General features: G+C 35.2%; 17 protein-coding genes and 1 pseudogene. 16 read left to right on the forward strand and 2 right to left on the reverse strand.

The window, feature by feature from the left end:
* Positions 1 to 70: 70 nt before the first annotated feature.
* From galU to A1D26_RS06425, 10 genes are all read left to right on the forward strand, one after another.
* Positions 71 to 958, forward strand: coding sequence for a UTP--glucose-1-phosphate uridylyltransferase GalU (galU, locus tag A1D26_RS06380; protein ID WP_157403222.1), 888 nt, complete (start codon positions 71 to 73; stop codon positions 956 to 958).
* Positions 959 to 1,012: 54 nt separating this feature from the next.
* Positions 1,013 to 2,044: an outer membrane-stress sensor serine endopeptidase DegS gene (degS, locus tag A1D26_RS06385; RefSeq protein ID WP_157403223.1), complete on the forward strand. Its 1,032-nt coding sequence runs from the start codon at positions 1,013 to 1,015 to the stop codon at positions 2,042 to 2,044.
* An 8-nt stretch (positions 2,045 to 2,052) separates the two neighbouring features.
* Positions 2,053 to 2,724, forward strand: a complete 672-nt coding sequence (gene cmk, locus A1D26_RS06390) for a (d)CMP kinase (protein WP_157403224.1) — start codon at positions 2,053 to 2,055, stop codon at positions 2,722 to 2,724.
* 96 nt (positions 2,725 to 2,820) lie between these two features.
* On the forward strand, positions 2,821 to 4,488 hold the full coding sequence (gene rpsA, locus A1D26_RS06395; protein ID WP_157403225.1) for a 30S ribosomal protein S1: 1,668 nt from the start codon (positions 2,821 to 2,823) through the stop codon (positions 4,486 to 4,488).
* A gap of 62 nt (positions 4,489 to 4,550) precedes the next feature.
* Entirely contained in the window at positions 4,551 to 4,832 is a 282-nt protein-coding gene (locus A1D26_RS06400; protein WP_157403226.1) for an integration host factor subunit beta, read from the forward strand.
* A 41-nt stretch (positions 4,833 to 4,873) separates the two neighbouring features.
* Positions 4,874 to 5,161 (forward strand): LapA family protein, encoded by a 288-nt coding sequence (locus A1D26_RS06405; RefSeq protein WP_157403227.1) that lies wholly within the window; start codon positions 4,874 to 4,876, stop codon positions 5,159 to 5,161.
* On the forward strand, positions 5,161 to 6,351 hold the full coding sequence (gene lapB / locus A1D26_RS06410) for a lipopolysaccharide assembly protein LapB (RefSeq protein ID WP_157403228.1): 1,191 nt from the start codon (positions 5,161 to 5,163) through the stop codon (positions 6,349 to 6,351). Before A1D26_RS06405 ends, lapB begins: the two co-directional genes overlap by 1 nt.
* A 12-nt stretch (positions 6,352 to 6,363) precedes the next feature.
* The gene (gene pyrF, locus A1D26_RS06415; RefSeq protein ID WP_157403229.1) at positions 6,364 to 7,056 is read left to right on the forward strand and encodes an orotidine-5'-phosphate decarboxylase; all 693 of its coding nucleotides are present in this window, start codon (positions 6,364 to 6,366) and stop codon (positions 7,054 to 7,056) included.
* 28 nt (positions 7,057 to 7,084) lie between these two features.
* Positions 7,085 to 7,396 (forward strand): stress response translation initiation inhibitor YciH, encoded by a 312-nt coding sequence (yciH, locus tag A1D26_RS06420; RefSeq protein WP_157403230.1) that lies wholly within the window; start codon positions 7,085 to 7,087, stop codon positions 7,394 to 7,396.
* A gap of 139 nt (positions 7,397 to 7,535) precedes the next feature.
* Positions 7,536 to 7,790 (forward strand): DUF5339 family protein, encoded by a 255-nt coding sequence (locus A1D26_RS06425; RefSeq protein ID WP_157403231.1) that lies wholly within the window; start codon positions 7,536 to 7,538, stop codon positions 7,788 to 7,790.
* A 70-nt stretch (positions 7,791 to 7,860) separates the two neighbouring features.
* Here the strand turns inward: A1D26_RS06425 and bioD are convergent, their stop codons facing one another.
* Positions 7,861 to 8,580, reverse strand: a complete 720-nt coding sequence (gene bioD, locus A1D26_RS06430) for a dethiobiotin synthase (RefSeq protein WP_157403232.1) — start codon at positions 8,578 to 8,580, stop codon at positions 7,861 to 7,863.
* A 48-nt stretch (positions 8,581 to 8,628) separates the two neighbouring features.
* Positions 8,629 to 9,828: an ROK family protein gene (locus A1D26_RS06435; RefSeq protein ID WP_157403233.1), complete on the reverse strand. Its 1,200-nt coding sequence runs from the start codon at positions 9,826 to 9,828 to the stop codon at positions 8,629 to 8,631.
* A 153-nt stretch (positions 9,829 to 9,981) separates the two neighbouring features.
* Between A1D26_RS06435 and rnd the strand changes: the two genes are divergently transcribed.
* From rnd to A1D26_RS06470, 6 genes and pseudogenes are all read left to right on the forward strand, one after another.
* Positions 9,982 to 11,121 carry a ribonuclease D gene (rnd, locus tag A1D26_RS06440; RefSeq protein ID WP_157403234.1) on the forward strand — a complete coding sequence of 380 codons (1,140 nt, stop codon included), beginning with the start codon at positions 9,982 to 9,984 and terminating at the stop codon, positions 11,119 to 11,121.
* Positions 11,122 to 12,133: 1,012 nt separating this feature from the next.
* Complete coding sequence (locus A1D26_RS06450; RefSeq protein ID WP_157403235.1) at positions 12,134 to 16,870, forward strand: exo-alpha-sialidase; 4,737 nt, start codon at positions 12,134 to 12,136, stop codon at positions 16,868 to 16,870.
* A gap of 315 nt (positions 16,871 to 17,185) precedes the next feature.
* Positions 17,186 to 17,557, forward strand: a pseudogene (gene queF / locus A1D26_RS06455) (NADPH-dependent 7-cyano-7-deazaguanine reductase QueF); the annotation flags it as partial.
* Between the two features lie 188 nt (positions 17,558 to 17,745).
* Complete coding sequence (locus A1D26_RS06460; protein WP_157403236.1) at positions 17,746 to 18,948, forward strand: acetate kinase; 1,203 nt, start codon at positions 17,746 to 17,748, stop codon at positions 18,946 to 18,948.
* A 128-nt stretch (positions 18,949 to 19,076) separates the two neighbouring features.
* Positions 19,077 to 21,212 carry a phosphate acetyltransferase gene (pta, locus tag A1D26_RS06465; RefSeq protein WP_157403237.1) on the forward strand — a complete coding sequence of 712 codons (2,136 nt, stop codon included), beginning with the start codon at positions 19,077 to 19,079 and terminating at the stop codon, positions 21,210 to 21,212.
* A gap of 164 nt (positions 21,213 to 21,376) precedes the next feature.
* Complete coding sequence (locus tag A1D26_RS06470) at positions 21,377 to 22,147, forward strand: Nif3-like dinuclear metal center hexameric protein (protein WP_157403238.1); 771 nt, start codon at positions 21,377 to 21,379, stop codon at positions 22,145 to 22,147.
* Positions 22,148 to 22,184: the final 37 nt, after the last annotated feature.

Genomic DNA, 22,184 nt, shown 5'->3' on the forward strand with positions numbered 1-22,184 from the left:
CAAAATTTTTTAACAAAGAAACCGCTTACGTTGGTAGGCGGTTGATTATTTTTTATTATAAGGGTTTCCAATGAAAGTAATTATTCCTGTTGCAGGGTTAGGTACTCGAATGCTTCCAGCGACTAAAGCAATTCCAAAAGAGATGCTGACAATTGCAGATAAACCATTGATTCAATATATTGTTAATGAATGTGTTGCTGCTGGTGTTAAAGAGATTGTTCTTGTTACTCACTCCTCTAAGAATGCTATCGAAAACCATTTTGATACGTCTTTTGAATTAGAAACAATGCTGGAGAAACGTGTTAAACGCCAGTTGTTAGATGAAGTGCGCTCTATTGTACCTAAAGATGTTACTATTATGCATGTTCGTCAAGGACAAGCAAAAGGCCTAGGGCATGCCGTATTATGTGGACGAGCATTAGTAGGTAATGAGCCATTTGCAGTAGTATTACCAGATGTATTATTGGCAGATTTTACAGCAGATCAAAAATCAGAAAATTTATCAGCAATGATCGCTCGCTTTAAAGAAACTGGAAATAGTCAGATTATGGTTGCCCCAGTAGCCAAAGAAGATGTGAGCAGTTATGGTGTAGTAGATTATCAAGGTGCAGAGCTCCAGCCAGCAGGTACTGCTAAAATTGTCAATATTATTGAAAAACCGGCGGTAGAAGATGCACCATCAAATTTTGCCGTTGTAGGACGTTATGTGTTTTCCGCAGAAATTTGGGATCTTCTTGCTAAAACACCGATTGGTGTGGGTGATGAAATTCAATTAACAGATGCAATTGATATGTTAATTGAACAACAAGATGTCGAAGCTTTCCATATGACCGGTAAAACATTTGATTGTGGTGACAAACTTGGCTATATGCAAGCTTTCGTGGAATATAGTTTAAATCACGATAAATTTGGAAAAGCATTTGAAGCTTATCTAAAAAAATTGGCAAAATCTTTGTAAATTTATCAAAAAGACGCATTTAGCGTCTTTTTAATCTCCTTCAAAAGATTGACGATGTTAAAGAAAGTATTACAAGCGGTTGGATTTGGTCTTTTTTCTGCAGGGTTGATTCTATATGTTGCTCCTGCCGTTAATACTTATTCAAACAAGTTTTTTAATCAAGACATAGTGACTTATCATAAGGCGGTTAAATTAGCATCGCCAGCTGTGGTGAATGTTTATAATCAATCGATAGATAGCTCTCAATATAATCAATTGCAAGTCAATAATTTAGGCTCTGGCGTCATTATGACCAAATCGGGCTATATTTTGACAAATAAACACGTTATTCAAAATGCAGATCAGATTATTGTTGCATTACAATCAGGTGTGATTGCTAATGCTATTTTAGTCGGCTCAGATACATTAACCGATCTTGCGGTACTCAAAATTCAATCTGAAAACTTACCTACCATTCCACAGAATAAAGAACGAGTAGTTCAAGTAGGCGATGTTGTATTAGCAATCGGTAATCCATTAAATCTAGGGCAGAGTATTACACAAGGTATTATTAGTGCAACTGGACGAAATGCGCTTTCTGAAGGTGGGCGACAAAATTTCTTACAAACGGATGCATCTATTAACAAAGGAAATTCAGGTGGGGCTCTGGTAAATAGTGCTGGTGAACTGATTGGTATTAATACACTAAGTTTTGGCAAGAACAGTGATGAATTAGCTGAAGGACTTAATTTTGCCATTCCTATCAGTTTAGCCAATAAAGTAATGGAAAAGATCATTAAAGATGGACGAGTTATTCGTGGATACTTTGGTGTAAGTAGCTCACTTTTTTATTCTGCCAAACAATTAGGTTTAGGCGATAAAGGCGTATTAATTACAAGTGTGACAGAGAATGGGCCGGCTGATAAAGGTGGAATTCTTGAAGGTGACATTGTATTAAAAATTGCTGATATTGAAGCTGAAACACCCGCTCAAATGATGGAAGCACTTGCAGATATTAAACCGGGGACTGATGTAAAAGTACTCATTTCTCGTCAAGGAAAATTGATGGAATTGAATGTTGTTATAGGTGAATTCCCTGAAATATAGGAAAGAAGATGAATAAAAATATTGTAATTACTGTTGATGGTCCAAGTGGAGCAGGCAAAGGTACTTTATGTCACGCATTAGCAGAAAAGTTAAAATTTGATTTTTTAGACTCAGGTGCGATTTATCGTATCTTAGCACTGGCTGCAAAGAAATCAGGGATAGATTTTACAAACGAGACAAAACTTGCAGAGTTAGGGAGAAATCTTGATGTTCAATTTATTACTTCAAATACGGAGATTCACGTTATCTTAGATGGTGAAAATGTTGGCGATCAAATTCGTACTGCAGAAGCGGGACAAAATGCGTCTAAAATTGCAATTTACCCCTTAGTTCGTGAAGCTTTATTACAAAGACAGCGTAATTTTAGTACGCCAAAAGGGTTAGTTGCTGATGGTAGAGATATGGGAACAATTGTTTTCCCAGACGCTCAAGTTAAGCTATTTTTAGATGCAAGTGCAGAAGAACGCACAAAAAGACGTGTAAAACAGTTGCAAGAAAAGGGATTTAATGCTAACTTTGACGAGATTTTAGCCGAGATAAAAGAGCGAGATTTTCGCGATAGAAATCGTGAGATTGCACCTCTAGTTCCAGCTAAAGATGCGCTTGTTTTGGATTCTACATCTCTTTCTATTGATGAAGTAATTCAGCAAGCATTATCTTATGTTGCAAAACATATTTAGAATTGTTTGCCTAGTAATGGATGATTAGGTTTTTATTATCAACCCCATTTAAATGGATATAAATGGACGTTTTATTTTATTAAAGAAGATTAAATTATGACTGAATCTTTTGCTCAACTATTTGAAGAATCACTAAAAGGTCAAGAAACTCGTTTAGGTGCTATTGTTAAAGGTACTGTAGTTGCTATCCAAAAAGGCTATGTACTTGTAGATGCTGGTTTAAAATCAGAATCAGCAATTCCTGCTGAAGAGTTTTTCAATGCACAAGGCGAACTTGAAGTTCAAGTTGGCGATGTTATTGATGTTGCTCTTGATGCGGTAGAAGACGGTTTCGGTGAGACCAAACTTTCTCGTGAAAAAGCTAAACGTAACGAATCTTGGGCTGCGTTAGAAAAAGCATTCGAAGAACAAGCTACTGTTGTTGGTTTAGTAAACGGTAAAGTAAAAGGTGGCTTCACTGTTGAGTTAAACGGTGTTCGTGCATTCTTACCAGGTTCATTAGTTGATACACGTCCAGTACGTGATTCATTAAACCTTGAAGGTCAAACTTTAGAGTTTAAAGTAATCAAATTAGATCAAAAACGTAACAACGTTGTTGTTTCTCGTCGTGCAGTAATCGAATCTACAAGCAGCCAAGATCGTGAAGAAGTATTAGCGAACTTAGTTGAAGGTTCTGAAGTTAAAGGTACTGTTAAAAACTTAACTGACTACGGTGCATTCGTTGATTTAGGTGGCGTAGATGGTTTACTTCACATTACCGATATGGCTTGGAAACGTGTTAAACACCCAAGTGAAGTGGTGAATGTTGGTGATGAAGTTACTGTTAAAGTACTAAAATTTGACAAAGACAAAACTCGCGTGTCTTTAGGCTTAAAACAATTAGGTCAAGATCCTTGGGCTGCTATTGCACAAAATCACCCAGTAAACAGCAAATTAACAGGTAAAGTAACTAACTTAACTGACTACGGCTGTTTCGTTGAAATTTTAGATGGTGTTGAAGGTTTAGTTCACGTTTCAGAAATGGATTGGACAAACAAAAATATCCACCCATCTAAAGTTGTAAATGTTGGTGATGTTGTTGAAGTTATGGTATTAGAAGTAGATGAAGAACGTCGTCGTATTTCTTTAGGCTTAAAACAATGTAAAGCTAACCCTTGGGAACACTTTGCTGAAACTCACAATAAAAATGATAAAGTTAAAGGTAAAATCAAATCAATCACTGATTTCGGTATCTTTATCGGTTTAGAAGGTGGTATTGACGGTTTAGTACATTTATCTGACATTTCTTGGAATGTTTCAGGTGAAGAAGCTGTTCGTAACTACAAAAAAGGTGATGAAGTAGAAGCTGTAGTATTACAAGTTGATGCTGTAAAAGAGCGTATCTCTTTAGGTATCAAACAGTTAGATTCTGACCCATTCACTAACTTTGTTGAAGGTACCAAAAAAGGTGCTATCGTTAAAGGTAAAGTAGTAGAAGTTGATGCTAAAGGTGCTAAAGTTGAATTAGCAGATGGTGTTGAAGGTTATGTTCGTGCTGCAGAAGCAACTCGTGACCGTGTTGAAGATATCACTGCAGTAATCAGCGTTGGTGATGAGCTTGAAGCTAAATATACTGGTGTTGATCGTAAAGCGCGTGTTGTTAATTTATCTGTTCGTGCAAAAGATGAAGCTGAAGAATCAGCTGCATTAGCACAAGTAAATAAACAAGAAGAAGCTATTCCAAATGCAATGGCTGAAGCGTTTAAAGCAGCTAAAGGCGAGTAATTAGCTCTCTTTATAAAGCGGATATGTTAAGCATATCCGCTTCCTACGTTTAAGGAGAAAATATGACTAAATCTGAATTAATTGAGATTTTAACCGCTAAAAATCCTAAGTTACAACTTAAATCGGTTGAAGATAGCGTAAAAGAAATTTTAGAACAGATAATGCAAACCTTAGAACAAGGTGAGCGTATTGAAGTAAGAGGATTTGGTAGTTTTTCTCTACACTTTCGCCAATCTAGGACAGGAAGAAATCCTAAAACGGGAGAAAGTGTTAAATTATTATCTAAATATGTCCCGCATTTTAAAGCTGGGAAAGATTTAAAAGAAAGAGTAGATCATCGTTAATTCTACTTTTTATCACATCAAATAATAGTAATGGAGAACATATGATAAAATATATTTTGGGATTGGTTATTACTCTTGCTATTATCATCGTTGCGGTCACTATTGGTGCAAATAATGACCAAATTATTACATTCAATTATCTTATTGCTAAAAGTGAGCTGCGTTTATCAACGCTAGTTGCAGTTTTATTTGGTATTGGTCTCTTATTAGGTTGGTTAATTACAGGTTTTTTCTACCTAAAATTAAAATTACAGAATATGGCATTAAATCGTCGTATCAAACGTCAAGCACAACAAATTAATGAGTTAACCTTACCGAAGGCTGAGTAATGCTCGAATTATTATTTCTTCTGCTTCCTATTGCAGCTTTATATGGCTGGTATATGGGGCAGAGAAGTGCTAAAAAAGATCAAGATACCATCCATAATAAATTTTCTCGTGATTATGTCACAGGGCTAAATTTTCTATTATCTAATCAACAGGAAAAGGCAGTAGATCTTTTCCTTTCCATGCTTCAAAAACAAGAATCAGAAAACCAAATCACCACTGATTCACAGTTTGAAGCAGAACTAATGCTCGGGAACTTATTTCGCTCAAGAGGTGAGGTTGATCGAGCATTGCGGATTCATCAAGCATTAGAAAATAATGAAAATTATTCTTTTGAACAAAAACTACTAGCTAAACAACAGCTTGCAAAAGATTTTATGAGTGCTGGTTTTTATGATAGGGCAGAAAATTATTATATCACTCTACTTGATGAACCTGAATTTGCAACACATTCTCTAATACACCTAATCAGTATTTATCAAAAAACGAAAGAGTGGAAAAAAGCAATTAATGTTGCAGAGAAACTACTAAAAATAGCGCCTGATACAGATAGAACCCCGCTTGCTCATTTTTACTGTGAGTATGCTCAATCTATAAAAGAAGATACTAAATCATTTTTAGATGCGTTAAATAAAGCATTAGAATATTTTCCCTCTTGTGCAAGAGCATCGATTCTGTTGGGAGAATTTTACTATCAAAAAGAACAATACCACTTGGCTCTAAAAAATTTAGAACATATTTTAGAACAAGATCCAAGCTATATTAGCGAAGTTCTTAATCAAATTAAGAACTGTTACAATGCATTAAATCAATCAGCACAATTTGAATTGTTTTTAATTAGGGCTAATCAAATTAAGCATAATAGTAGTGTTGATTTGGCGTTAGCAGAATTTATTGAGAAAAAAGATGGTTCAGAGGCTGCACAATCAAGTTTATATCAACAAGTTAGACAATACCCTAATATGATTACTTTCCATCGTTTTATTTATTATCAAATAAATCAAACAGAAAATGGTAGAGGGAAAGATAATTTAGTTTTACTGCACAGTATGGTTGGTGACAGAATTCAAAAAGCCTTCCCATATCGGTGCTTGAATTGTGGCTACCAAAGCTACCGGTTAAATTGGTATTGTCCATCTTGTCGTGAATGGGAAACCATTAAACCAATTCAGAGTATTGATGAAGTTATCTAAAGTGAGGAAATTATGAATAATAAAATTATTGTTGCATTAGATTATGAAACAGAACGTGAAGCTTTAGCTTTCGTTGATCAAGTTGACCCGTCACTTTGTCGTTTAAAAGTAGGCAAAGAGATGTTCACTACATTAGGGACAACGTTTGTAAAACAATTACAAGAACGCAAATTTGATGTCTTTTTAGACCTCAAATATCATGATATCCCAAATACAGTGGCAAGAGCAGTACGTTCTGCAGCTGATCTCGGCGTGTGGATGGTTGATTTACATGCATCTGGTGGATTAAGAATGATGGAAACTGCTAAACAAATTTTAGAACCTTATGGTAAAGATGCTCCTTTATTGATTGGTGTTACTGTTCTTACCAGTATGGAAGATTTAGATTTATTACAAATTGGCATTAATGCATCGCCAATGGAACAAGTTATCCGTTTAGCTCATTTATGCCAACGTGCAGGATTAGATGGTGTTGTTTGTTCACCACAAGAAGTTGAAGTATTACGTACCCATTTTGGTAAAGACTTCAAATTAGTTACCCCAGGTATTCGTCCTGAAGGAAGTGGATTTGGCGATCAGCGTCGTGTAATGACACCAAAACAAGCGATTGAAACCGGTTCAGACTACCTTGTAATTGGTCGTCCAATTACTCAAGCACAAGACCCGTTATCAGTATTAAAATCAATCAATGCTTCTATTGTATAAGCGGTTAGATTAGACGGAAATTTTACCAATGACATTAGTTTATTCTACGGAAGTCGGCCGTATTCAACCTGAAAAAGAAAAAATTGAACGTCCAAAAGGTGATGGTATTGTCCGAATCCAACGCCAAACAAACGGACGCAAAGGAAAAGGCGTTTGTGTAATCACTGGTTTAGATTTAGATGATAAGGCGCTCATGTCTTTAGCGTCAGAATTAAAACGTAAAACAGGCTGTGGAGGTTCAATTAAAGACGGAACTATTGAAATCCAAGGTGATCATCGGGATACACTCAAGCAAATTTTAGAGCAGAAAGGCTTTATTGTAAAATTCTCAGGGGGCTAAAAGATTTAGAACTTATTCCATATCCTTATTATAAATTAGATTTTTTGAAAAAAGAGTGGAAAATTATACTTGCCAACTTGCCAATATAATTCCTTAGCCTAAATTGGGGCTAATTTTATTTTAATTTTAAGGATTTAATATGAAAAAGTTTTTAACTGTATTCGCATTAACTGCAGGTTTTAGTGCAAATGTAATGGCAGCTGACTTCCCAAAAGTTTGTGAAGAATACTTTGAATTAGCTGCTGAATGGCTAGAAAAATCTGGTCAACAAGGCGAAGTTCAAAAAGCAGCTCTTGATGTAATTAAACAACAATTCGCTGAAGTTCCAAAAGATGCTCAAGAAGAAGCTTGCAAACAGGCTCTTGTAGAGATTAAAAAAGCATTAGGTAAATAATTCTACTTTGATGTGAATTCATCTAAACCCCAGTAAGACGTTACTGGGGTTTTTGTTACTTCTTAGATCATTATTTACTAAAATAATGCAACAATGGATCTGGATTTTGAATATACTCAGCAAGATTTTTTTTATCTGGCTGTCCTAAATAAGGGATTTGTCCTAAGAGAGGGGCATCAATACGTCTACTTAGTAATTCAATGAGCTCAGAATAGTGGCGAAGTCCTGGGTTAATCCGATTTGCTACCCAACCAATTAAAGTCCCCCCTTGTTCTTGAATCGCATAAGCGGTTAATAAAGCGTGATTTACACACCCTTCTTTAATTCCCACAACGAGAACGACCGGCATTCGATTTTTTCTGACCCAATCAGCAAAGCTCAATTCTTTATTGATAGGTGTTAGCCAACCATAAGTCCCCTCAACTAATACATTCGTATATTTTTGTTGAAGTCGCTCAAGATCTTTATTTAATTTATCCACTGAAATATGACGAACTGCATCCAAGGCTGCAAACACGGGGGTACTAGAATGGATAAAAGAGTAGCTATTAATTTCTCGATAATGTACAGGATGAATACAACTATTTTGAATAATTAACACGTCTTTATTATCTTCACAGGCATAATCGTCTTGATTAGGTTCTGTTGGTAGGGAATCGTCACCACCACAAGCAATGGGTTTATAGCCGATAATAGGGACTTCATATTGAGAAATAGTTTGTAATAATGCACGAGTTACGATGGTTTTACCGACATTGGTATCGGTTCCTGCAATAAATAAAGCTGGCATTTTTTCTTCTCTCTACAGAATAGATTTAATCCCAGTCTAACAAATCATTTACAATTGAATTATGTTTTGAATCAAATTTCCGTTATAAATTTCATATTTTATTGCTACAGATGGAATTTCTGGACTATCCCATTCGTATTGGCTAGTGACCAAATCAATATTTAACTCATCCTGACGGAGATTAGCGGTAATTTTCTGTTCAATTTTTGCAAACAACATATTTTTAATTGATAGCAAAGGAGAGCAGAGCATAATTTTTTCTGTTGAGAAGATACTGATTAAATTGAGCAACACATAAGATAAATTATCGCAAATATGCTCTAAAATCAGTAATGCGGTAGGTTCTTCTTCTAAAATAGCCCGACATAAGCTATCAATTTTAGTTTGCAAAGTATTTTGATTATCAGGATAGTAGTGATCAATCAATTTGACTAATGCTGAGAAAGTAATTTGATTAACAAGCTGATATCGTTCAATATCACTTAAATCTTGCCCAATGATATCGCTTAATTCACTAAATTTAGGCATTACCATTCGATCAACATTCATTCGTTTATATTCGTTTTTATGAAGCAATTCCCCTCGCAGTAGAACACTAAGATTGATTTCTTCATCTAGTTGCAGAAAAATAACATCATCGTGACTAATTAAGCTACCTAGTGTCGATTCCGCAAGTAGCCAAAGCTGAAAATGTTCATTGATAAGAATAGGTTTATTGAGACGTTTCTCTAATATATTACGCAAGTTACAATGTAACGTTTTACTACCTAATTGAGTCACAACATTTTTAGTTTTATCCAGTTTGCCGACAACACTGACCGAAACAGCAAACAACTTTTCATTATCTATCGGGTAATTTCCTAGAAAATCATCTAATGCGTTTAATAGTATTTCATCAATCATCAAATCATCTGACAGCGAGTATTTAGCTTGATAAATCGGTTTACCTGACAACTCACATAAAAAGATGGAAAGTGTTGTTGAAGAAATCGTGATACATAAATAATTCCAGTGAAAAGGGGAGAGTGATAAGCCTACAGCAGGACGCCCACGACTAGGTAAATTTTGTGCTGTTCTCTCTAAAATAAAGCGGTTATCAATTAAAATTTTAGTTAGTCCCGTAATAGAAGCGGGGGCATACCCTGATAATTTTGCAATATCAGTGCGGGAAATTAGTTCAAATTGTTCAATGAGTTGGTAAACTTGTCCAAGATGTAGGTATTTATAATCATTAGAAGTGGTTTTCATATATTCCCTTCATTATCACTCCATAAGATAATTTCTTTATTTTGCAATCTTTGGTTAAAATGGCAAACTGTTTTACTCAATTATGCGATAAAGCTCACAAAATTATTTTATCCCACGAAAAAATTATATCTTTTAGCAAAGAAGTGAATAAAAATGAATCAACAGATTGAATTTAATTGGATCCAAACTAATAAAGAACTACAAACAGCTTGTTTATCAATACAGCAACAATCGCTTTTAGCATTAGATACTGAATTTGTTCGTACTCGAACTTATTATCCGCAGTTAGGACTCATTCAGCTTTATGATGGAAAGCAAGTATATCTTATTGACCCTTTGAATATTACTGATTTTTCCCCTTTTATTGAGCTATTAAGTAATCAAAATATATTAAAAATACTGCACGCCTGTGGCGAAGATTTAGATATTTTTCAGCATTATTTTAAACAAATGCCTGAGCCAATGATTGATACCCAAGTAATGAGTGCCTTTATTGGCTTAGGCTCATCAATCGGCTTTTCTAAATTAGTGGCTAATTATTGTCACGTTGAGCTAGATAAATCCACTTCACGCACAGATTGGCTCAAACGCCCACTAAGCGAAAAACAGCTACAATATGCCGTTTCAGATGTATGGTATCTATTGCCTGTCTATCAGAAAATTAAAACACTATTAGCTCAAACAGAGTGGGAAAGTGCAGTAAATGAGGAGTGCCAAACACTTAAACAAAAGCGTCAAATAGAACTGAATATCGAAAAAGGCTACAAAAAAATTGCAAATGCATGGCAACTTAACTCCACAGAATTAACCATTCTCAAATTGCTTGAAAAATGGCGAATTGAAGAGGCTCAAAAACGAGATATTGCGTTAAATTTTATCGTAAAAGAGCAAGCATTATGGCAAATTGCAAAAAATCAGCCCAAACATACCGCTCAATTATTGGAATTTATGCATCCAAACGAAGTAAGACGTTATGGCAAAAAGTTATTGTTGTTAGTTGAACAAGGGAAAAATATCCCAGAATCTGAACAAGTATCAGAAATTAAGCGTTTAATTGATGAACCGAATTACAAGCGAGATTTAACTTTTCTGAAAAAGTCGTTGGAAAATACTAAACCACAGAATTTAGCGGTTGAGCTTTTTGCAAGTAAACGTCAATTAGATCAATTATTAAAATGGCACATTAAGGGACAATGTGAATCGCATTTACCAGAATTACTACAAGGCTGGAGGGAACCTTTTGGTAAAAAATTATGGGAAAGTTACCGCTTGTTTTTAGAAGGAAAAATTTAAATCATATAAATCAAATTGTTACATTAATCTTTTTCGCATAATGTAGATTATGTTAAATAATGTGTGTGAAACAAAAAGTTGGTGATTATTATTTCCTGTAATCTTTACCAACTCTTTTTCTTTAAAAAATTCTGTATAAACAATATCTTATGTTTTCTCGTCAAACCACTATGATGTCTTGATTTATCTTTCAGTTATTTAAATAACCCCTCCAATCTATTTATCGTCTTTTCAATATTTAAGTCAGCGTGTTTTTCATAGGTAAATAATCAAATCTGAGTAGGTCGACCGAGTAAATCTTTTAACAATCCACGCCTGCCATCACAACTAATAGATTGAATAATATAGCCTTTTTCTCTCAGATGATTTATCGCTTTCTTGTAATAAATATCCTTTTCTGTTTTCACTATTTGATGATAAACCACTTTTGTTGAGAGACTATCTATCTTCGAATAGCTCGAGGGGAACAATGATATTTTTCTGCTAATTGTTGATGTGTTTGTTTTCCTGAGAATAATCTAACCAAATATCAGTAGGATGTATTTTACGTTGAAAGGTAAATGTTTTATTGCAATATAGGGTTAAAGCCTTGTAATATAAGACTTTAACCATTTTTACCAACTATTTGGTCCTATATGCCTTAAATAATGCTTTAAAAGTAGTGTTCGGAGGTATTGCGAGAAGTAATTGGTTTGTTTGGCGATGAACATTTTACTCTCTTTCTTCTTTTTATGAATTATCAACATCCCCTAAGTGATTTATTTTTTATTTAAATAATAATTACCAAATGAATTTTCATTTTAATGAAAAATGAATAATTATCTTTATTTCTAGTAAAATTTCAAATCATAATACATATTATGATTGATCAAATTCAAAATTTGATTTTTTTTTGAACACTTAAGTGTGGGTTTATGTGATCTCTATCACTCTTTGAACTTCTCATTATTTACTCCTTTTTTCTTCACTATTATCTTTCTCTTGAATCCGTTTCAATTTATAAGGGAAATTTATGAAAAAAACAGCTTTAGCTATTATCATTGCTTCCGTAACAGGTGCTTATTCTGTTCAAGCTAATACTTCCGACAATTATATTTTTAATTACGCTAGTACTCAGGGGTTATTTAAACCTCTTGATTTAACAGAAAAATTTAACGCTCACAATGCCTTAAACTTAGATAGAGGAACATTATCGTTCCGTATCCGTACAGGTCAAAGTTTCGGCTCATTTTTAGGCGCAGCAGATCCAAATCATAATACCAAATACTTAAGTTTCTATTCTTTAAGAAAAAATGACAAAGATACTATCGGTATTGAGATTCGAGATGTTAATAATCTCATTAGAAATGAGCTTATTAGAGTAGAGGTAGATGCAAAACCAACAGAATTCAGAAATGTCACCTATGTATTTGATAAAGAAAATAATAATATCAATATTTATGTTGATGGACAAAAATTGAAAACACATACGGTATCTAAATTCTTTGCCGATATTGCAAGTCTTGAAAATGCGACTTTAGGTGAAACACGCCGCTCTACGCAAGGGGGCTATAATACTATGAGATTTAGCGGTGATGTTTTCTATGCTGACTTTGAAAAAGCTATTTTAAATGATGATGATGTAAGGGAAAAACACCAGGCTCTTACTAACCTACAAAATTATTCTCTATCTAAACGTGAGACTCTAGGTGGATATAAAAGCGATGGTGAATCTTTATTTGTTTCAGGGCAAAAAGAAGCTAGAAATTATCGAATTCCTTCACTATTTACTACAAAAAATGGCGTTGTAATTGCGGCGATTGATAAACGAAATCAGCACTCTGCTGACTGGGGGAATATTGATACAGCTATTCGTCGTAGTTTTGATGGTGGGAAAACTTGGCAAGACGACCAAGTAATTCTTGATTTGGCTAGTCAGCCTTATGGTAGTCAAAATGCGGCTTTCCTTATTGACCCTCTAATGGTTCAAGATAAAAAATCAGGACGTATTTTTATGATTGTTGATATGTTTCCTGAAATGCAGGGCTTATTTAATTTCCCTAATCATGGCGAAGGTACAGGATATAAAAATATTGGTGGAAAACAATATCGTTTATTAACAGATAGTTCAAATAATCACTATACCGTACGTGAAAATGGTATTGTGTATAATGAGGAAAGCAATAAGCCTACAGATTATCGCGTTGTTGTTGAAGGAACGCAATCTATAGCATATCAAGATCTAGGCGATCTATATCAAGGCGATCAACGATTAGGTAATATTTTCTTAAATACTAATCAAAATAACAATGGCTCTGCTCCACTCACAGCTAAACGCACAAGCTATTTATGGATGACACATAGTGATGACGATGGTGCAACTTGGTCAAACCCTATTGATCTAACTCCACAAGTGAAAGCAGACTGGATGCAGTTTATGGGTACAGGTCCTGGTAACGGTATTCAGTTAAAAAATGGTAATTTATTAATGCCCGTTTATTATACGAATAATGTCGGTGGGTTAAATTCTCAATCTCCCGCTGTGATTATTAGTACAGATGGTGGACAAACTTGGACAAGAGGTGAATCCCCTATCGATCGTTGGGAATATAATAATGATGGAACTCGTGAATTAAATACGAGTAACAAACAAATGACTGAATCGCAAATTATTGAGTTGGATAACGGTGATATCAAAATGTTCTCTCGTAATCTGAAGAGTAATAAAGTCGTTATTTCTACCAGTAAAAATGGGGGATATACTTGGCAAAATACTGCTTATATAGATGATATTTTACTTGAGCCATACTCCCAGCTCTCAGTGATCAAATATTCTAAGAGAATTAATGGTAAAGAAATTGTTATTTTTGCAAACCCACATTCAGCTACTCGTGATAGAGTAAATGGTAAAGTTTGGTTAGGTGAAGTTCAAGAAGATGGTTCTATTGAATGGAGATACAATACAACAATTACAACGGGATCTTATGCTTATAATAGCTTAACCGAATTACCAAATGGTGATATTGGTTTGCTGTATGAAGAAAGTGCCTCAAATATTAAATATGTTTCTTTAAATCTCCAAGAATTGGTATGGCACGATAATTATATTTATAGAGATATCCGCACCAACGCTGCAGATAACAAGCCAATTGAGCTAAATTCTCCATTTGAAGAAACATTCTATAAAATTGGTGATGGAGAAATGGTTAAAATTGGCCAGGGCTCTAACCCTGCTAATCTCATTGTTAAAGAAGGCACCGCTACTTTAAATCAGCAAGCAGATGAAGCTGGTAATAAACAGGCTTACAACAATGTTGTTGTTGAAGAAAATGCAAAATTGCGTTTAGGTAGTGCTGATCAAGTTAATTTAAGTAACATTTATCTTGAACGTGCAACCCTAGATTTGAATGGGAATACGGTTGAAATTGATAACACTGGAGTAGAAATAGGACTTAGAAATACAACAATTAATGGTAATATTGTTAATGAAAATTTAAGTACCCTAGCTACCCTACGCTATACACTTGGTGGTTCGAGAAATATTACAGGCAACCTTGGAAGTGATACTGGCGCATTAGATTTCGTATACCAACCATCAGGTGCAGGATCGAGTTTCACAGTAGGTGGAAATGCTATTTTGAATGTTGTTGATGTGAAATCAGGTAGTGTAACCTACTCTGCTAACTCACGGAATCGAGCAAATGAGCTTAAATTAGCTGAAAATACCTCACTTAATCTATTAAATGGTTCTAACTCAACTATCTCGGCTAGTAATTTAGCAAATAATAGCCAAATCAATGTAACTACAACTACTGAAGCAGCTACTGTCCTTGCAATTAATACGGCGGGTGCTGGTAGTTTCAATAAAGTAGGAGAGGGGTTACTGAAATTATCTGGTAATCTCCAACATACTGGAGTGACTAGTTTTTCAGGAGGAGAAATTGAATTTAATGGAAATTTAACATCTAGTCATCTCTCGTTAGAGGGAAATACTACATTAGGTGGCAATACAACTATCTCAGGTCAATCAACGTGGAAAAATGGTAGTCATATTCAACCTGGTGTAAATCAAAGTAATCAAGATTTTGCTGAACGTGTAATGCGTTTTGCAAATGTTATTAATGAAGGAGCCGATGTTTTACTGAGAGTGAAGAATGAAAATAATCAAATACAATCTTGGAAACATGATCAACTCCTTATTAGTGGTAATGTCCAATCTGATACACCAATTCCGGTGGATATTCAATTCCTTGGAACAGGTCAAGACAATTCGGATAAAAACAAAAATGGTAAATATGATCCTGACGAAGGTATTTCACTAGTGCAAGTTCTTGGTGAAGGTAAAGTTGCTCAATTCTCACTGGGTAAAAAATTAGATTCCGATAAACGAGAAAGTGATTTATATCAATATACTCTTGTCAGCGTAGATAAACCAGTGTCTGTTTCATCTGAAAATCAAATTGCTCAAGCAAGTCACTTCTTCGATTATAGACTACAAACACTGCTTGTCGATGAACAAGGAAATAGCCCTGAGCCAGTAATCCGTTCAGTTACTAAAAAGGGGGCTAGTGTCACTATAGATGACGAAAAACCATTGAGTGCAGAAGAGTATATTAATTTAGCTCTTTCTGAAAAAACTAGAATCGAGCAAGAACGTGATGCTGCACTAGCAGACAAAGCAAAAGCAGAAAAAATTGCTCAAGATGCATTAGCTGACAAAGCAAATGCAGAGAAAGCTAAGCAAGATGTGCTAGCAGACAAAGCAAATGCAGAGAAAGCTAAGCAAGATGTGCTAGCAGACAAAGCAAAAGCAGAAAAAACAACTCAAGATCCTGTTGAAGAAACACAAAGAAACTATCGTGTTGCATTAAATCAAAAAATTCCTTCATTACTAATTGCTAATACTGCGATTTTCAATCAAGGGGATAATGTTCGACGACAATTTATGGATAGTTTGTGGTCACAAGATAAAAAAGGATTCTATGTTAATCAACAAAATGGTAATAGCCGATATGTCTCTGATCTAGGCTTTATGGAATATGGTTATAATTACAAAGCCAAACAAAGTAGTACATTATTCGGTGGATTTATTCCACTAAGTGAAAATACGGAGTTACATACAGCAATTGGCTTTAACACCCAAACTGTTACGCCAGATGCAGCTGATGGTGGTAGTAAAACCAAATATAAATCAACAGTTTTTCTTGCAGGACTACACCAAAAATGGGGACATTTTATTTTGAATACTTCATTGGGTTATCACTTGCATAAAGGTAAAATTTCAACACTGCAAGAACTCAATACTACTAAAATTGAAGCAAAACAGTTGCAAGTTACTGGAGAGGTAGGTTACGAAATCCCTACTGGTAATATAAACTTAGTACCAGTTTTAGGCCTTGGTTACCAACAGATAAAATCGAAAATCCAAGATGCTACAACAAATTGGAATGTTGATTTAGGCAATTACTCTGTATTTAGCCAATATGCAGGTTTAAATGTTGTATGGAAAAACGATATCATTCGTTTAAGTGCTGGAGGTTTCTTTGAAAATAATGAATCTAACTCAAAATCCGTAAATATCAGTACAGGGCGACAAAGCTCTGAGTTTAAAACAGGAGATGTAGGTAACGCATTACTCTTAAAACTAAATAGTGAATTTGCGTTAACAAAGCAGCTTGGATTAGGAATTCGTCTTGAACATCGCCATGCTTTATCTGATGCCAAGTTAAAACATACTCAAGTCGGTGCAAAATTAGAATATAAATTCTAATTAATTAAATAATAAGACCGCTTGAAAACACAAAGCGGTCTTATTTTTTGATTTTTACAAAAACGTCAATTAGAATCCAGTCTTTCCCACTATCAAACCTTTTTGTGATTTCTTTTAACCTACAAAACATGCAGAATGATATATATTTCTTGTATTTAAATGATGAGAAAGATATAGCAGATTTAGGTACGGACACATAAAAATCAGAGAAAATAATGAAATACGAAGATCAAAGTTTACAAGCACTAAAATTAGGACAACAAACAAACTACCTTTCGCAATATGATGCAACTTTAGCACATCATCATTGATGATTATAACTTTGATGCCAGTTTATTAGTCGGCAGCACACAAGATGTGTTTGTAGAGGAAACATTGACAAGCCATTTATTGAAATCAAATTGCTTAATTACTCAACAGCCAGACTGGGGAAGCATTCAAATTCACTATGTGGGTAAAAAAATTAATCGTGAAAATTTATTACGCTATCTTGTGTCGTTCCGACAACATAATGAATTCCATGAGCAATGTGTCGAGCGAATTTATTGTGATTTAATTCATTTTGCTCAGCCAGAAAAACTAACTGTTTATGCTCGTTATACACGTCGAGGAGGTTTGGATATTAACCCCTACCGCTCTAATTTCCAGCCCTACCCTGTGAACAATGCTCGATTGGCTAGGCAGTAATTCCTTGCCATATCAATAATTACGTTGTCACGATTAAAAAGGTGTTTTTTGATATTTGAATAAATATTGATGCTTTTCAAGCTTTTGTGGGGATAATAATTTATTTTAATCCGTAAAAAGTGTATTCTATATGGGTATTCACGTTTTAAGCGTATTCATTCACTTCAACATATTAGGTAATTTTAATTATGTCTAAAAACTTAGTTCTCATCTTAAACTGCGGTAGTTCATCGCTAAAATTTGCAATTTTAGATCCAGTAACAGGTGACGAGAAATTATCTGGCTTAGCGGAAAATTTCCACCTAGCAGATGCTCGTATCAAATGGAAATTAAATGGTGAAAAAGGTGCGGCAGATTTAGGTGCGGGTGCAGCACATAGCCAAGCATTAAATTATATTGTTTCAAATATTTTAAGTGCAGAATTAAAAGATAGCATTGGTGCTATCGGTCATCGTATTGTTCACGGTGGTGAAAAATATACGTCTTCTATCGTTATCACGCCAGAAGTTATTGAAGGAATCAAAGAAGCAGCAGCATTTGCACCACTTCATAACCCTGCTCACTTAATTGGTATTGAAGAAGCATTTAAAGCATTCCCTGAATTAAAAGAGAAAAACGTCGCCGTATTTGATACAGCATTCCACCAAACAATGCCTGAACAAGCATACTTATATGCTCTACCTTACTCTCTTTATAAAGAACACGGCGTTCGCCGCTATGGTTTCCACGGAACAAGCCACTACTATGTAAGTCGTGAAGCGGCAAAAGTATTAGGTATTCCAGCGGAGAAAGCAAACATCATTACTTGTCACTTAGGTAATGGTGCATCTGTTGCAGCAATTCGTAATGGTGAATGTATTGATACTTCAATGGGCTTTACACCGCTTGAAGGTTTAGTAATGGGTACACGTTCAGGTGATTTAGACCCTGCGATCATTTTCTTTATGCACAATACTTTAGGAATGTCAGTAAAAGACATTGAAGAAACTTTAGTGAAAAAATCTGGTTTATTAGGTTTAACAGAAGTTACAAGTGACTGTCGTTTTGCTGAAGACAACTACAACGACAAACCAGAAGCTAAACGTGCAATGGATAGCTTCTGCTATCGTTTAGCGAAATATATCGGTTCTTATATGGCAATTTTAGGTGATGACCGCTTAGATGCTATCGTATTCACTGGTGGAATTGGTGAAAATGCAGGTCCTGTACGTGAATTAACTTTAAATTACTTGAAATTATTCGGTATTAAAGTAGATAGCGAGAAAAATACTGCGGCACGTTTTGGTAAATCCGGTGAAATCACCACAACAGATTCTGCATTCCGTGCATTTGTTATTCCAACAAACGAAGAACTTGTTATTGCACAAGATACTGCGCGTTTAGCGTTATAATAACTAACCTGCCTTACGGCAGGTTTTTATTTTCAGCTCAAGCGGTTAGATTTGATTAAAATTTTGCAAATTATTGATGAAAACTCCCCGCTTGTATCTACAAACTCAAACTAAAGTTAGGAAAAATTATGTCCAGAACAATTATTTTAATCCCAACGACAACCGGGGTTGGCCTAACAAGCGTTAGCCTTGGTCTTGTTCACGCCCTTGAACAAAAAGGTGCTAAAGTCGGTTTTTTAAAACCAATTGCTCAACCAATTAGCGGTGAAGATACGTTAGATCGTTCTACAACGATTATCCGTGCAGCACAATCAACAGAAACTGGCGAGCCGTTTATGTTAAGTGCAGCAGAAACATTGATTGGTCAAAATCAATCTGATGTTTTACTCGAGAAAATTGTTGAACGTCATCAACAATTAAGCAAAAACTGTGAGATTGTTGTCGTTGAAGGATTAATCCCAACACGTAAAAATTCTTATGCAAATAGTATCAACTATGATATTGCTCAAGCACTTGATGCGGAAATCGTTTTAGTTGCAGCACCTGGTGCGGATAAACCATCTGAATTAAAAGAGCGTATTGAAGCTGCTGCATCTGAATTTGGTGGACGTAACAATCCTAACCTATTAGGTGTTATCATCAATAAATTCAATGCTCCTGTTGATGAATCTGGCCGTACTCGTCCTGATTTAACAGAAATCTTTGACTCATTCCAACATAGTATAAATACTGAAAATGAAGTGGAGAAATTATTCGGTCAAAGCCCAATTAAACTATTAGCGTGTATTGCTTGGAATTCCGATTTAATTGCAACTCGTGCAATTGATTTAGCAAAACATTTAAATGCTGCCATTATCAATGAAGGTGAAATTCACTCTCGCCGTATTCGTAGCGTAACATTCTGTGCAAGAAGTCTTCCACATATGGTTGATCATTTTAAAGCGGGAAGTTTATTAGTGACTTCTGCAGATCGTCCAGATGTATTAGTTGCGGCATCACTTGCTGCGATGAATGGTGTTGAATTAGGTGCAATTCTTTTAACCGGCGGTTACAAAATTGATTCTCAAATTGCTAAACTTTGTCAAAGAGCATTGGAAACTGGTTTACCTATTTTCCGTAGCGAAGGTAATACGTGGCAAACATCATTAAGCCTACAAAGTTTCAGCTTAGAAGTGCCTGTTGATGATAAAGAGCGTATCGCAGCAATTAAAGAATATGTTTCATCACAAATTGATGGTGAGTTTGTAGATCGTCTTTCAACCGCTTCTGTTCGTGCTCGTCGTCTCTCCCCTGCGGCTTTCCGTTATCAATTAACAGAATTTGCTCGTGCAGCGAAAAAACGTATCGTATTACCAGAAGGTGATGAGCCTCGTACAGTTAAAGCTGCTGCATTATGTGCTGAAAGAGGAATCGCAGAATGTATTTTATTAGCGAATCCTGAAGAAGTACAACGTGTTGCAGAAGCTCAAGGCGTACAATTAGGTAAAGGAATCTCTATTATCGACCCAGTCACAGTGCGTGAAAACTATGTTGCTCGTTTAGTTGAATTACGTAAAAACAAAGGAATGACAGAAGTTGTTGCTCGTGAGCAATTAGAAGATAATGTAGTTCTAGGTACAATGATGTTAGAAGCCAATGAAGTTGATGGTTTAGTATCAGGTGCGGTACATACCACTGCAAATACTATCCGTCCACCGATGCAAATTATCAAAACTGCACCAGGTAGTTCAATTGTATCTTCTGTATTCTTTATGTTATTACCAGACCAAGTACTTGTGTACGGTGACTGTGCAGTAAACCCAGATCCAACAGCTGAACAATTAGCTGAAATTGCAATTCAATCGGCAGATTCTGCAAAATCATTTGGTATTGACCCTCGTGTAGCAATGATTTCTTATTCAACAGGAACATCAGGTTCAGGGGCAGATGTTGAAAAAGTGGCTGAAGCAACTCGCCTTGCTAAAGAAAAACGCCCAGATCTTATTATTGATGGTCCACTACAATATGATGCTGCGATTATGGAAGATGTTGCTCGTTCTAAAGCACCAAACTCCCCTGTTGCAGGTAAAGCAACGGTATTCGTATTCCCTGATTTAAATACAGGTAATACAACCTATAAAGCGGTTCAACGTTCTGCTGATTTAGTGTCTATTGGTCCAATGCTACAAGGTATGCGTAAACCTGTAAATGATCTTTCTCGTGGTGCGTTAGTAGATGATATTGTGTACACCATTGCATTAACAGCAATTCAAGCAACACAATAATTATTTAATTGACTGTATAAAAGAGCCAACTTTGTTTGGCTCTTTTTATAGGAGAATATATGATATTCGCACTAATTCGTTTGATGAGCAGTTTATTCTATTATCTTAGATAATTATTCATCTCATACGCCAACTTTTCTAAATATTGTATAAAAGGATAAACAATGCTAACTAATTTACAACTAGAAAAAATTTTAGACACAAAACTCAATAGCAAAATGATTTCAGATTACGCCCCAAATGGCTTACAAGTTGAAGGTCGTAAAGAGATCAACAAAATCATTACGGGAGTAACAGCTAGTTTGCCTTTGATTGAACAGGCCATTGCCAAAAATGCTGATGCGATTTTAGTTCATCACGGTTATTTTTGGAAAAGTGAAAACCCTTGTATTCGTGGAATGAAAGGTAAGCGTATCAAACAGTTATTAGTCAATGACATCAATCTATTCGGTTATCATCTACCATTAGATATTCACTCAGAATTAGGTAATAATGCACAGTTAGCACAGAAAATCGGGGTAGAAAATTTACAAGGATTAGAAGATAAAACAAATTCCATTCCTGTATATGGCGAATTATCCGAAGCGATTTCTGCAGAAGAATTAAAAACAAGACTTGATGAATCGTTACAACGCAACTCAATATTGTGTAATGAATTTGTTGGTGAATTTCCGCAAAAGCTAATTAAAACAGTTGGAATATGTACTGGCGGTGGTCAAGGTTATATTGATTTAGCGGCAGCAAAAGGTATTGATGCTTTTATTAGCGGTGAGATTTCTGAACAAACAACCCACTCTGCTCGTGAACAAGGAATTTACTATTTTGCTTGTGGGCATCACGCCACAGAACGATATGGTGTTAAAGCATTAGGTGAATGGCTTGCAAAAGAGTATGACTTAGATGTCGAATTTATTGATATTGATAATCCAGCTTAACATCAAGCTTAAAATATAAAGGGCAGTCAATTTAACT

Origin of the sequence: Ursidibacter maritimus (genome assembly GCF_009761395.1) — a bacterium.
Classification (GTDB): Bacteria; Pseudomonadota; Gammaproteobacteria; order Enterobacterales; family Pasteurellaceae; genus Ursidibacter; species Ursidibacter maritimus.

What these genes read in the sequence shown, in the direction of transcription:
- A1D26_RS06405 (WP_157403227.1), top strand. Translation starts at nt 4,874, where the DNA reads ATGATAAAATATATTTTGGGATTGGTTATTACTCTTGCTATTATCATC.
- A1D26_RS06450 (WP_157403235.1), top strand. Translation starts at nt 12,134, where the DNA reads ATGAAAAAAACAGCTTTAGCTATTATCATTGCTTCCGTAACAGGTGCT.
- galU (WP_157403222.1), top strand. Translation starts at nt 71, where the DNA reads ATGAAAGTAATTATTCCTGTTGCAGGGTTAGGTACTCGAATGCTTCCA.
- A1D26_RS06400 (WP_157403226.1), top strand. Translation starts at nt 4,551, where the DNA reads ATGACTAAATCTGAATTAATTGAGATTTTAACCGCTAAAAATCCTAAG.
- rnd (WP_157403234.1), top strand. Translation starts at nt 9,982, where the DNA reads ATGAATCAACAGATTGAATTTAATTGGATCCAAACTAATAAAGAACTA.
- A1D26_RS06470 (WP_157403238.1), top strand. Translation starts at nt 21,377, where the DNA reads ATGCTAACTAATTTACAACTAGAAAAAATTTTAGACACAAAACTCAAT.
- degS (WP_157403223.1), top strand. Translation starts at nt 1,013, where the DNA reads ATGTTAAAGAAAGTATTACAAGCGGTTGGATTTGGTCTTTTTTCTGCA.
- A1D26_RS06460 (WP_157403236.1), top strand. Translation starts at nt 17,746, where the DNA reads ATGTCTAAAAACTTAGTTCTCATCTTAAACTGCGGTAGTTCATCGCTA.
- yciH (WP_157403230.1), top strand. Translation starts at nt 7,085, where the DNA reads ATGACATTAGTTTATTCTACGGAAGTCGGCCGTATTCAACCTGAAAAA.
- rpsA (WP_157403225.1), top strand. Translation starts at nt 2,821, where the DNA reads ATGACTGAATCTTTTGCTCAACTATTTGAAGAATCACTAAAAGGTCAA.
- pyrF (WP_157403229.1), top strand. Translation starts at nt 6,364, where the DNA reads ATGAATAATAAAATTATTGTTGCATTAGATTATGAAACAGAACGTGAA.
- A1D26_RS06425 (WP_157403231.1), top strand. Translation starts at nt 7,536, where the DNA reads ATGAAAAAGTTTTTAACTGTATTCGCATTAACTGCAGGTTTTAGTGCA.
- pta (WP_157403237.1), top strand. Translation starts at nt 19,077, where the DNA reads ATGTCCAGAACAATTATTTTAATCCCAACGACAACCGGGGTTGGCCTA.
- lapB (WP_157403228.1), top strand. Translation starts at nt 5,161, where the DNA reads ATGCTCGAATTATTATTTCTTCTGCTTCCTATTGCAGCTTTATATGGC.
- bioD (WP_157403232.1), bottom strand. Translation starts at nt 8,580, where the DNA reads ATGCCAGCTTTATTTATTGCAGGAACCGATACCAATGTCGGTAAAACC.
- cmk (WP_157403224.1), top strand. Translation starts at nt 2,053, where the DNA reads ATGAATAAAAATATTGTAATTACTGTTGATGGTCCAAGTGGAGCAGGC.
- A1D26_RS06435 (WP_157403233.1), bottom strand. Translation starts at nt 9,828, where the DNA reads ATGAAAACCACTTCTAATGATTATAAATACCTACATCTTGGACAAGTT.